Origin of the sequence: Paenochrobactrum sp. BZR 201-1 (assembly GCF_044987585.2) — a bacterium.
Classification (GTDB): domain Bacteria; phylum Pseudomonadota; class Alphaproteobacteria; order Rhizobiales; family Rhizobiaceae; genus Paenochrobactrum; species Paenochrobactrum pullorum.
In genome coordinates, this window is record NZ_JBJDRZ020000017.1 from 22,549 (window position 1) to 35,349 (window position 12,801).

10 protein-coding genes are annotated in these 12,801 nt (G+C 48.9%); 2 read left to right on the plus strand and 8 right to left on the minus strand.

What is annotated here, in order from left to right; all coding sequences use genetic code 11:
• Nucleotides 1–193 precede the first annotated feature (193 nt).
• Entirely contained in the window at nt 194–1,123 is a 930-nt protein-coding gene (gene rpoH, locus ACI0FR_RS10560) for an RNA polymerase sigma factor RpoH (protein ID WP_374832224.1), read from the plus strand.
• An 83-nt stretch (nt 1,124–1,206) separates the two neighbouring features.
• On the opposite strand, the gene ACI0FR_RS10565 is transcribed toward rpoH, so the two are convergent.
• The 5 genes from ACI0FR_RS10565 to ACI0FR_RS10585 all read right to left on the minus strand — a co-directional run bounded on the left by ACI0FR_RS10565 (nt 1,207) and on the right by ACI0FR_RS10585 (nt 7,698).
• Nucleotides 1,207–2,673, minus strand: coding sequence for a transcriptional regulator (locus ACI0FR_RS10565; protein ID WP_404907397.1), 1,467 nt, complete (start codon nt 2,671–2,673; stop codon nt 1,207–1,209).
• A 175-nt stretch (nt 2,674–2,848) separates the two neighbouring features.
• Nucleotides 2,849–4,138 (minus strand): adenylosuccinate synthase, encoded by a 1,290-nt coding sequence (locus ACI0FR_RS10570; RefSeq protein ID WP_374832228.1) that lies wholly within the window; start codon nt 4,136–4,138, stop codon nt 2,849–2,851.
• A 154-nt stretch (nt 4,139–4,292) separates the two neighbouring features.
• Entirely contained in the window at nt 4,293–4,811 is a 519-nt protein-coding gene (locus tag ACI0FR_RS10575; RefSeq protein WP_374832230.1) for a GNAT family N-acetyltransferase, read from the minus strand.
• A 7-nt stretch (nt 4,812–4,818) separates the two neighbouring features.
• Nucleotides 4,819–6,420, minus strand: coding sequence for a phosphoglycerate dehydrogenase (serA, locus tag ACI0FR_RS10580; protein ID WP_374832232.1), 1,602 nt, complete (start codon nt 6,418–6,420; stop codon nt 4,819–4,821).
• A gap of 102 nt (nt 6,421–6,522) precedes the next feature.
• Complete coding sequence (locus ACI0FR_RS10585; protein WP_374832234.1) at nt 6,523–7,698, minus strand: phosphoserine transaminase; 1,176 nt, start codon at nt 7,696–7,698, stop codon at nt 6,523–6,525.
• A 217-nt stretch (nt 7,699–7,915) separates the two neighbouring features.
• Here ACI0FR_RS10585 and ACI0FR_RS10590 point away from each other — a divergent pair, with 217 nt between their 5' ends.
• On the plus strand, nt 7,916–8,167 hold the full coding sequence (locus ACI0FR_RS10590; RefSeq protein ID WP_374832236.1) for a GlsB/YeaQ/YmgE family stress response membrane protein: 252 nt from the start codon (nt 7,916–7,918) through the stop codon (nt 8,165–8,167).
• Nucleotides 8,168–8,230: 63 nt separating this feature from the next.
• On the opposite strand, the gene ACI0FR_RS10595 is transcribed toward ACI0FR_RS10590, so the two are convergent.
• The 3 genes from ACI0FR_RS10595 to ftsH all read right to left on the minus strand — a co-directional run bounded on the left by ACI0FR_RS10595 (nt 8,231) and on the right by ftsH (nt 12,791).
• Nucleotides 8,231–9,028: an outer membrane protein gene (locus ACI0FR_RS10595; RefSeq protein WP_374832238.1), complete on the minus strand. Its 798-nt coding sequence runs from the start codon at nt 9,026–9,028 to the stop codon at nt 8,231–8,233.
• A gap of 203 nt (nt 9,029–9,231) precedes the next feature.
• Complete coding sequence (gene glmM, locus ACI0FR_RS10600; protein ID WP_374832240.1) at nt 9,232–10,584, minus strand: phosphoglucosamine mutase; 1,353 nt, start codon at nt 10,582–10,584, stop codon at nt 9,232–9,234.
• 269 nt (nt 10,585–10,853) lie between these two features.
• Entirely contained in the window at nt 10,854–12,791 is a 1,938-nt protein-coding gene (gene ftsH, locus ACI0FR_RS10605; RefSeq protein ID WP_374832242.1) for an ATP-dependent zinc metalloprotease FtsH, read from the minus strand.
• Nucleotides 12,792–12,801: the final 10 nt, after the last annotated feature.

Here is a 12,801-nt window from a genome sequence, read left to right on the forward strand (position 1 = left end):
ATTCATCAAAATCAAAAACAATGGAACTTTTGTCAAACGTGAGCGTTAACGAAAGAGTGACAGACTGTGCATTTCTTTTAATCGTTTTTTCGCCTGATTTCAGTCTATACTGTAATCTAAAACCGGTTGGCAATTTGCACCGGTAAGCCGGGCTTGCCAAATGGGAGCCTGCAACCAAGAAGGAGGGTGCTTCATGGCCCAGGTCAATCTTCCAAGTATCACTTCCGGTGACGGTGGACTTACCCGTTATCTCGAAGAAATTCGTCGTTTCCCAATGCTTGAGCCGCAAGAAGAATATATGCTGGCCAAGCGTTATCATGAACATGCCGACCCGAAAGCTGCCCATAGACTGGTCACCAGCCATTTGCGACTGGTTGCCAAAATTGCCATGGGCTATCGTGGTTATGGTTTGCCGATCGGTGAGGTTATCTCCGAAGGCAATGTCGGCCTGATGCAGGCCGTTAAAAAGTTTGAGCCGGAGCGTGGTTTCCGTCTTGCCACATATGCGATGTGGTGGATCAAGGCTTCCATTCAGGAATATGTTTTACGCTCGTGGAGCCTTGTCAAAATGGGCACCACCGCCAATCAGAAACGCTTGTTCTTCAACCTGCGTAAAATGAAAAGCAAAATTCAGGCGCTGGATGACGGTGATCTGAACCCTGATCAGGTTGCCCATATTGCTACAAAGCTAAATGTGAGTGAAGAAGAAGTTGTGTCGATGAACCGCCGTTTGTCGGGTGATGCTTCGCTCAACGCGCCGATCCGCGCTTCTGAAGGCGAATCAGGTGAATGGCAGGATTGGCTCGTTGATAACAGCGACAGTCAAGAAACCATGCTGATTGAGCAGGACGAGCTCGAAAACCGTCGTGCGATGCTGGAACAGGCAATGAGCAATCTCAACGAGCGTGAACAGCGTATTTTCTACGCACGTCGTCTGCTTGACGAACCGGTGACACTTGAAGCGCTCTCTGCCGAATTCAACATCAGCCGCGAGCGTGTGCGCCAGATTGAAGTGCGCGCCTTTGAAAAAGTGCAGGAAGCTGTACAAGCAGCAGCACTCAGCCAACATCAGGCTACACAAAATCAGGCGATGGGAGCAATCAGCAATCAGGCTAATGCTTAAAGCCTGACTGTTCTTAAATTTCCGCATATTAAAAAGGCCGCTTTCGCGGCCTTTTATTTTGTCTCAACCCAGCTTGAAAAACCTTACTGGCTTTTCAGCACGTCATTAAAGACCTTCTCACCCGGTACGCCTTTTTCCAGACTCAGCAGCGCGCGGCGGCCATTGCGATAAGTGATCGGAATATCCACCCACTGTAAACGACGCATCAACGACAGATTGGTATCAACAGCAGTACGTGCATCATTGAGTGCTACGATAAAAAAGTTGTCAGCAATCTTCGATGAGATCGCGATCAGCGGATTACCGGCTGCCTGCTCTGTATCCTTGAAGGTGATACGCTGAACATTATCAACGACACCACCAGAGAAATCGTCCGGTACAAAGAACATCATCTCAATCAAATGGCTGGCAGGTAATGATTTGTCCGCATTGCGGCGGATAGTCATCTGCATGCGCATCTGCGTATCGGGAATGGTGACTTCCGCACGGATAGCAGGCTCTTCCGGCTCACCATCACCCGGCGAATCCTGCACCACCGACCAGACAACGCTACCAGACTGTGCCGAGCCATCTTCAGCGCCGGAGCGTTCTTCATAGAAGAATGCTTTTTGTCCGACCGCAACACCTGCACCAGCTTGCTCGGTACCACCGGAACTGACAGGAGCCTGACCGGTCGCTGAATTCTGGTTCAGCGCTGTAGTCGATTTACCTTCGGCCAGATCAGAAGCAACACCACCCGCAGGGCCCTCATCCACTTCCGTGCCATCCGGCAAGAGACGTTGTGTCAGCTTTGGCTCTGGTGCATCCGGCGCTTCAGTGCCAGTGCCGGTCTCGGTACCACCGCCAATATCGGTTGTCTCAGGCTTGTCGGTCGTAGCAGGTGTATCTGTACCGCCTGCAACAGGTGCATCCGGCTCACCACGACCAAGGCTTGAAGCCAGTTCGCTCAACGTGTCTTTATTAACATAGGCTGCATAACCACCGCCACCAATCACAAATGCAGCAATCAAACCAATGATCAAACCTTTATGGGTGCGCTTGTCTTCCAATGCGTCATTGAAAGCGGGTTTACGCGGGGAGCGCGGCTTGGAGCTACTGTCTGCCAAGCGATCTTTATCAAGATCGACATCCGGCAATGAGCCATTGCCTGCAATTGTGTCTTGGTCTTTATCACGATTACCGGCAGTAAAATCAGGAGCGGCGGTTAAAGTCCCCTCATCGCTTTCTGCACTTGATGCGCTTTCGCTTAAGAAGTCCTCAAGCGGATCAGCAGGTTTTGTAATTTCCGGCTCGATCTCAAATTTGGTTTCCGGCTCGATTTCCGGCTCTGGTTCAACAACCGGTGCTGGGGCATAAAATGCTTCGACCTCTTTGATCGAATCTTCCAGCATCTGACGCTGACGTATCGAAACCGATTCAGGCGCATTGGCTGTTACCAGTTTCTGCTCGATCGTCGCGCGTGCTTTTGCATAGACGCGTTGACGCAATTCAGGTGTGGGATCTGCCTGCGCGTCAATCGTCTTCTTTAGTACCGCTACAAAATCTGCCATGCTATCAAGCCCGAACTCTCTGTAAAAGATATGGGATAAACCATCCAATAATCATAATTATTGAACAAAAGCAAAGAGCCGACCATACTTAAACGACAGATAGCCGGATTTTTTTATAGAAAAAGCCCCGTTTCTGTTCTGAAACGGGGCTTTTAATCGAAGTCATGGCTCAATCTTAGTCATGAAACGGATCAGTTACCAGAATAGTATCTTCACGTTCTGGACTTGTTGAAAGCATCGCCACCGGCGCACCGATCAGCTCTTCAATATGACGAACATATTTAACGGCCTGTGCCGGCAGTTCATTCCAGCTGCGCGCACCGGCAGTGGTTTCTGACCAGCCCGGCAATGTTTCATAAATCGGCTTCACACGTGCCTGCGCACCCATCGAAGACGGCAGATAATCAATGCGCTTGCCATCCAGCTCATAGGCTACGCAGATTTTGATTTCATCAAGTCCGTCGAGCACGTCCAGCTTGGTCAATGCAATGCCGGTAATGCCGGAAGTGCGCACTGTCTGACGCACAATCACCGCATCAAACCAGCCACAACGACGCTTACGACCGGTAACAACGCCAAATTCATGGCCTTTTTCACCCAAAAACTGACCGATTTCATCGTCGAGCTCAGTCGGGAAAGGCCCCTCGCCGACACGGGTTGTGTAAGCTTTGGTGATACCCAGAACATAACCGATTGCTGTTGGGCCAAGACCCGAACCAGCAGCAGCCTGACCGGCAACGGTGTTTGATGAAGTCACAAACGGATAGGTACCGTGGTCATTGTCCAAAAGCGCGCCCTGCGCACCTTCAAACAGAATACGATCACCAGCCTTGCGGCGTTCATCCAGCAAGCGCCAGACCTGATCAATATAAGGCAGAATCTGTTCTGAAACTGAAGTCAGTTCTTCCAGAATGGTTTCAACTGCAATTTCTTCCAGTCCCATGCCGCGACGCAGCAAATTGTGGTGCGCCAGCAGGCGTTCGACTTTCGGCTGCAATGTTTCCGGTTCTGCCAGATCGATGACGCGAATCGCACGGCGACCCACTTTATCTTCATAGGCCGGGCCAATACCGCGCTTGGTAGTGCCGATTTTCAGACCTTCGGTCGCGCCTTCACGCATCGCATCCAGATCGCGGTGGATCGACAAGATCAGCGGTGCATTTTCAGCAACGCGCAACACTTCAGGATTGATGTCGACACCCTGTGCACGCAGTTTTTCAATTTCCATAACAAAATGGTGCGGATCAACCACAACACCATTGCCGATAACGCTGAGCTTACCGCGCACAAGCCCTGAAGGCAGCAGCGACAATTTATAGCTCGTGCCATCAATGACGAGCGTATGGCCGGCATTATGGCCACCCTGATAGCGCACGATGACATCAGCACGTTCCGACAGCCAGTCGACGATTTTACCTTTGCCTTCGTCGCCCCATTGCGACCCGACGACAACCACATTTGCCATTGAAGAAACTCCTTGGTCCGGATTTTGCCCGTGAAAAAAGAAATCCAAGGATCAACGCACACTTGGTTTGAACAACAAGGTGCTGATCCCTCGTCTCTATACAGACAGATTAAGAAAAGCGCGACTCTTGATTGCGCTAAATGAAGAAAAAAATCTAAATATTGTCGAGAAGACGCACCATATAATGCGCATCATCCGAATAAGATTTCAGTTTTTGGGCAAGTGCTGCCACATCACGAACAGAAAATCCCTGTCGTTCCCAGAACGGACGCGAGCCGTTGACGGCTACCAGCGCCATGGCGTCAAAGCCATCATTTTGTGCCTGTTGCACCATCAATTTCAATAATTTGGAAGCATTACCGCCGGAGCGCGCCATTTCGGTCAGCGCTACATCATGTAAATAATAGCTCGAAGCATTTTGGGGCAAAACCTGCAATAAAGAGTTTAATACAGGTGCTTCATTCAAAGCCCACGGATGACTGATGCCATAACCGGCAATGTGATTATCAGCTTCCAGCACGAAACAACCTGCCGGATAAAGATCGAATCTATCCTGAAAAACAGAAACATCTTCAGGGAAATCGGGATGAACACTATTCGCGACGTCAGTGACAGCAAACACATCCGTGTCACGCATGTTGCGCCATACAAATTGTTCCATCCCGTCTCTCATTTCTTAATCAGTTTTCTTCAACATTAAATTCCAGCGGACGCGCTGCTTTAATGGCAGGCTGTTCAGCCAGTTCTTCCAGCATTGCCGGCGGAATCGGACCATCAACATAAAGCAATGCAATTGCGTCACCGCCCGGCTTATCGCGTCCCAGAGCAAAGTTTGCAATATTAACTTTATGCTTGCCGCACACTGTACCCAGCAAACCAATCATGCCCGGAATGTCGACATTGGTGACATAAAGCATATCACGACCAACTTCCGCATCCAAATTAATACCCTTAATCTGGATAAAGCGCGGCTTGCCATCAGAGAAGCAAGTACCCGCAATGGAGCGCTCGCGCAATGTGGTTTTAACTGTCAGCTTGATATAGCCGTCAAAGACGCCGGATTTATCACGCTTCACTTCGGAAACAATAATGCCGCGTTCTTTGACCATAATCGGCGCCGAAACCATGTTGACGTCCGATACCTGCGGGCGAATGAGACCAGCCAATGCTGCACTCATCAAAGCACGGGTGTTCATATTGGCAGTCGCACCATCAAACAGGATTTCAACCTCCTGAATAGGTTCGTCGGTCACTTGCCCCACAAAAGCACCAAGCACTTCAGCCAGTTTGACAAAAGGCTTGAGCAACGGTGCTTCTTCTGCTGTAATCGACGGCATGTTGATCGCATTGGTAACAGCGCCCTTGATCAGGTAATCCGACATTTGTTCGGCAACCTGCAAAGCCACATTTTCCTGTGCTTCAGATGTTGAAGCGCCCAAATGGGGAGTGCAAACAACATTCGGCAGGTTGAAAAGTTCGTTTTCGGTTGCAGGCTCAACTTCAAAAACGTCGACACCCGCACCCGCAACCTGACCGGATTTCAATGCTTCGATCAGATCTTTTTCAACAATCAGTCCGCCACGGGCACAATTGACAATGCGTACACCTTTTTTGGTTTTGGCCAGATTTTCCGCATTGATGATATTGCGGGTTTTATCGGTCAGTGGTGTATGCAGCGTGATGAAATCAGCGCGTGCCAGCAATGTGTCGAGATCAACTTTCTCAACGCCCAGCTCTTTCGCCCGGCCTTCCGACAAGAACGGATCAAAAGCCACCACATTCATTTTGAGGCCAATGGCGCGGGTAGCAACAATCGCACCAATATTACCGCAACCAATCACACCCAATGTTTTACCGGTGATTTCAACACCCATAAAACGGTTCTTTTCCCATTTACCTGCGCGTGTCGAAACATCCGCTTCCGGCAATTGGCGGGCAACTGCAAACATCAATGCAATCGCATGTTCCGCAGTGGTGATCGAATTACCAAAAGGCGTATTCATGACAATGATACCACGGCGCGATGCAGCCGGAATATCCACATTATCAACACCAATACCGGCGCGGCCAATCACTTTAAGATTGGTTGCCGCAGCAATCAGTTTTTCCGTCGCTTTGGTGGCGGAACGGATCGCCAGACCATCATACTGGCCGATCACTTCCAGCAGTTTTTCTTTGTCTTTGCCAAGATCAGGCAAATAGTCCACTTCAACGCCGCGATCTTTAAAGATCTGAACAGCAGTTGGTGATAATTTATCAGATACCAATACGCGCGGTGCCATCATGGCCTCCATCACTGAATTTTTGCAAATAAGGAAATGTGAGAAAAAGCGGTGATGATAAAAGTCCCAACTCAGTTACCATCCCACTTTTGAAAAGCTTGATTAAGCAGCCTGCTTGAGGGCAGCTTTTTGGCTCTGGAAAGCCCATTCTAGCCAATGCGTCAAAGCTTCGACATCCGATGTCTCTACTGTGGCACCAACCCAGATACGCAAGCCCGAAGGTGCATCGCGATAAGCACCGATATCAAAGGCAACGCCTTCTTTTTCCAGGACAGAAACAATGCCCTTGGCAAAAGCTGCCTGCTGATCGGCCGGCAGTGCCAGCACAGCTTCATCAACAATGGTCAGGCAGACAGAGGTATTGGAGCGGGTTTCCGGCTTCACAGCCAGATTGGCAATCCAAGGTGTCTTTTCAACAAAAGCATCAAGCGCTGCAAAATTGCGATCAGCACGGCCGATCAAAGCCTGCAAACCACCAATGTTCTGCGCCCATTCCAGTGCATCAATATAATCTTCAACGCAGAGCATCGAAGGCGTGTTGATGGTTTCACCGGCAAAAATACCTTCAATCAGCTTGCCGCCTTTCGTGAGGCGGAAAATCTTAGGCAGCGGCCATGCTGGCTTATAAGTTTCCAAACGCTCGACAGCGCGCGGTGACAAAATAATAATACCATGCGCACCTTCGCCACCCAGCACTTTCTGCCACGAAAAAGTAACGACATCGAGCTTTTCAAATGCGAGATCTTGTGCAAAGGCAGCAGAAGTCGCATCACAAATGGTCAGACCTTTGCGGTCTGCCGGAATAAAATCACCATTGGCAACGCGCACACCCGAAGTGGTGCCGTTCCAGGTAAAGACAACATCGCGATCAAAGTCGACTTGAGCGAAATCAACGATTTCACCATATGGCGCTTCAAATACGCGGGTATCTTCTAATTTGAGTTGTTTGACAACATCAGTGATCCAACCGGCACCGAAGCTTTCCCATGCAACCATGTCAACGCCGCGCGCGCCAAGCATAGACCAAAGCGCCATTTCAACAGCGCCGGTATCAGATGCCGCGACAATGCCGATACGATAATCGGCAGGGACGTTCAAAACTTGACGGGTAAGGTCGATCGCCTGTTTCAGCTTGCTCTTGCCGATTTTCGCACGATGCGAACGGCCAAGAGGTGCACCACTGAGCGCGTCAAGCGACCAGCCGGGACGTTTTGCACAGGGACCAGAAGAAAAATTAGGATTAAGCGGACGGGTGTCCGGCTTCGTAATCGTGGTCATGTTGTTTCCTATCCTCACAGATAGCACGCGTCTCGTTGGGGAGACGTGGCCCACTTACCGAGATACTGGAAACAGACCTCAAGCGCAAGATGCTTAATAAAATAATTTAAAACTACGCAATAAGTGCAGTTTATTTAAAAACTGAGGGAACCATACATGCCGGTCTTACGTTATCTTCAAACAACAAGCTTAATTCAACAATAGCGGGAGACACTTCATGGAAGATGCACAAATCGGCTGGATTGCAGCGATTATCATTGGTGGTCTGGCTGGCTGGCTGGCCGAAATGTTCATGAAAAGCAACAACGGTGTTTTCATGAACATTATTTTAGGCATCATCGGTGCGGTCGTTGCCAATTTCCTGCTCGGTCTTTTCGGCATTATTCTCACAGGTTGGATCGGCTATCTGATTGCCGGCTTTATTGGTGCCTGTATCCTGATTGCGATTGGACGCGCTGTCAGGCGCTAATAAAACGAATCATAAAAAAAGCAGGCTTAACGGCCTGCTTTTTTTGTATATGCAGTTCAACAATCAATTGTCGAATTGATAACGCAGACCAACACGAACATCATGAATATTGAAGCCCTTGTCATAGGTAGGGCCATTTGAATATGCACCTTCGCTCATCTTGCCGCCATTGACATGACGGAAGCGATAACCGGCATCAAGTTTCAGATTATGTGTCAGATCATATGATGCACCGGCCATCAGTGCCCAAGTGAAACGCCAGTTAGAAGCACCATCCAGCTCAATCGGATTGGCCTGTCCTGGATTCTGCTGAATGACATTACCCCATTTGACATAAGTTCCACCGATACCAGCACCCACATAAGGGGTGAAGCCGTTAATATTGGCAATATCAATATAAGCATTTGCCAGCAATGACAGGGCAGACATTTTGCTGCTGTCTGATGAACTACATCTGTTGCCACCGCACCATGTACCACGGCTTCCGTCAAAAGATGAGCGGGTGGTATAATCCAGTGTCAGATCAGTACGGAAATAATCGGTTACTTGATAACCAAGACCACCACCGACAAGGAAAGAACCCTTCAATTTACCTGAAACATGGCCGTCGTCACCTTGAATCACACAAGGATCACCACAATTATTATCTGTCGTGTAGGTCGGAAACTTCGCACCCCGATACTTGGTTTTCGAATAACCGACATCACCACGCAGATACCAACCACCGGTTGAAACCGGCTGAGGGGGCAATTCAATGACCGGTGGTTCAATGATATCTGCAGCTTGCGAGATCGTTGAAAAACTCGCGGAGCCAATTAATGCTATTGTGACCGTTAAGCCATATTTCAGAGTATGTTTCATATCTGCCTCACCACTGTGTAACATCGCGAAACGATGCAACAATCTATTTTGAGGCTACCTTACCGTTAAAAAGTTAAACGCTGCTTAACCTTGTTTTTTTACCATAAATATTAAGGTTTACTGATAGACAACAGCTATAAAAAATGCCGGATAATCACATGAGTGATCATCCGGCGAATTAAAAAATATTGATCAATTTCAATTCAAGCAGCTGTTCTAATTGAAGAAATCACATTGATGATGTCATCGACCACTGTTTCAACCAGTTGACGGTCATCACCTTCGGCCATCACACGGATCAAAGGTTCGGTACCGGACGGACGAATGACCAGACGGCCATTATCGCCCAATCTGTTTTGCGCATCTTCTATCGCTGATTTCACCTGCTTATTTTCCAGCGGTTTGCCGCCGCTAAAACGCACATTCTTCAACAATTGCGGCACCGGTTCAAACTTGCGACAGACTTCGCTCAGAGGTCGTCCCTCTTCCTGCACACAGGCTAAAATCTGCAATGCTGAGACAAGACCATCGCCGGTTGTCGAAAACTCCGACAAAACAATATGTCCGGACTGCTCGCCACCAACATTAAAACCATTGGCACGCATATGCTCAACCACATAACGATCACCTACTTTGGTGCGCGCCAGCGACAAATGATGATCGCCCAAGAAACGCTCTAGGCCAAGATTGGACATGATGGTGGCAACAATGCCGCCACCTTGCAAACGACCACTACGCGCCCAAGACTGCGCAATCACCGCCATCAACTGGTCACCGTCAATTACGGTTCCGGTTTCATCCACCAAAAGCACACGATCAGCATCACCATCAAGTGCAATACCCACATCGGCGCGAACTTCATGAACTTTGCGAATCAGACCAATCGGATGGGTCGAGCCACAATCTTCATTGATATTGATGCCATTCGGTTTGTCATTAATGGTAATGACCTCAGCACCCAATTCCCAAAGAGCAGCAGGTGCTACTTTATAGGCAGCACCATTGGCGCAATCGACAACAATTCTCAAACCTTCCAGAGAAAGGTTGCGTGGTAATGTGCGTTTGGCAAATTCGATATAGCGGTAAATATCGCCATCAACGCGCTTGGCTTTACCCACATCGCCATGACTGACCAGAAGCGAACTCATATCTTCATCAATCATTTTTTCGATCTGGAGTTCGAGAGCATCTGAAAGCTTGAAACCGTCCGGGCCAAAAAGTTTGATGCCGTTGTCATAAAACGGATTATGCGAGGCAGAAATCATCACACCGATATCAGCACGTAATGAACGGCAAAGCATGGCGACAGCAGGGGTCGGGATTGGCCCCAACAAAAACACATCCATGCCGGTGGCGGTAAAACCTGCGACAAGCGCATTTTCCAGCATATAACCGGAGCGGCGCGTATCCTTACCAATGACGACGCGACGCGCCTGACCGGAATTGCGGAAAAGATGTCCGACTGCCATGCCCACTTTCATAGCGATATCGGGCGTCATCGGAAAACTATTGGCTTTTCCGCGGATACCATCTGTACCAAAATATTTGCGACTCATGATTTCGCCTTATCCCGTGTGCTGCCGGATGAAATATCAACGGTCAGTAATTGCGCATTTTATCGCAGAACTGCCGCAAAACGGCAATAACACTCTTTTTCAATGATTGTATGGAATTATATTAATTGCTTTAATAATACCGCCTACATTCATAAAACTCATATTAATCAACGCTCTGCCCGTAAAGACAAAAATACAAAAAAAGATAAAAACTGATTTCATATTCAAACAGGCAATAAAAAAAGGCCGGATAAACCGGCCTTTTTAAATTAGTTTGGCTGTGGTTCCGGCTCAATATGGCCTTCATCGCCTGCTTCGCCACCCTTTTTAGGAGCAGTGGCGCCCGCCTTCGGCACACCTGAACCACGGGTTGGTGTGTCATCGCCAGCATCACGGCTCGGCTTTTTACCAGCCAACAAATTTCTGATCTCATCACCTGAAAGCGTTTCATATTCGAGAAGACCTTCAGCAAGAACAATCCAGTCTTCACGCTTTTCTGTCATGATACGGGTTGCTTCTGCATAAGCTTCATCAATCAAACGACGGACTTCAGCATCAATAATCTGGGCGGTTTCTTCCGAGACATTCTGTGTTCTTGCCACTGAATGGCCTAAGAAGACTTCTTCCTGATTTTCACCATAGGCTACATAGCCAAGCTTGTCGGAATACCCCCATTGGGTCACCATTGAACGGGCCAGTTTGGTTGCCTGCTGAATATCGGAAGATGCACCGGAAGTGACATTTTCCTTACCAAATTTCAGCTCTTCCGCCACACGGCCACCCATCATGATGGCAAGGCGCGAAATCATCCAAGTATAGGTTACCGAATAACGATCACCTTCCGGCAATTGCATCACCATACCCAGTGCACGGCCACGCGGAATAATGGTTGCTTTATGCAACGGATCCGCTTTCGGCACATTAAGTGCAACAATCGCATGACCGGCTTCATGATAAGCGGTATTCGTCTTTTCTTCCGGCGTCATTGCAGAAGAACGACGCTCCGCGCCCATCATGATCTTGTCTTTTGCGTCTTCAAATTCCTGCATAGTGACAAGACGTTTATTGCGACGCGCAGCCATCAAAGCAGATTCATTGACAAGATTGGCAAGATCAGCACCGGAAAAACCAGGTGTACCGCGCGCAAGTATTTTCAGATCGACATTCGGAGCAAGAGGCACATTACGCACATGCACTTTCAATATCTGCTCACGTCCGGTTACATCCGGATTTGGCACCACAACCTGACGGTCAAAACGACCCGGACGCAGAAGTGCAGGATCAAGCACGTCGGGACGGTTGGTTGCCGCAATCAGGATGATCGATTCATTGGCTTCAAAACCATCCATTTCAACCAGTAATTGGTTCAATGTCTGTTCGCGCTCATCATTTCCACCGCCAAGACCTGCGCCACGATGACGACCGACAGCGTCAATTTCGTCGATGAAGATAATGCAAGGCGCATTTTTCTTCGCCTGTTCGAACATGTCGCGGACACGGCTGGCACCAACACCCACAAACATTTCCACGAAGTCTGAACCGGAAATCGTAAAGAATGGTACATTGGCTTCACCGGCAACAGAACGTGCCAGCAAGGTTTTACCGGTTCCCGGAGGGCCCACGAGCAAAACACCGCGCGGAATTTTACCACCAAGGCGCTGGAACTTCTGCGGATCGCGCAAGAATTCTACAATTTCTTCCAGATCTTCTTTGGCTTCATCAACGCCGGCCACATCTTTAAAGGTCACACGACCATGTGCTTCGGTCAGCAATTTTGCTTTTGATTTTCCGAAACCCATAGCCCCGCGTGAACCACCCTGCATCTGGCGCATGAAGAAAATCCACACACCCAAGATCAGGATCATCGGCAGCCATGACAGCAAAATACCAAACAGTGAACCGGAACCGTCGCTTTCAGGGCGCGCAGTAATTGTCACACCCTTTTCTTCCAAACGCGACACAAGACCAGTATCACCCGGTGAGTAGGTCTGGAATGTCGAACTATTATCGCCGTAAGAGCCGGAAACGCGCTGGCCGGTAATTGTTACAGATTTAACGCGTCCGTTGGACACATCATCTATAAATTGCGAATAGGGAATTTCACGCGATGCCGTGCGCTGACCGGGGCTCTGAAACAGGTTGAACAGAGCGATTAAAAGTAGAGCAATGATCGCCCAGAGGGCGAAGTTGCGATAATTCGGGTTCATAACGGGTCCA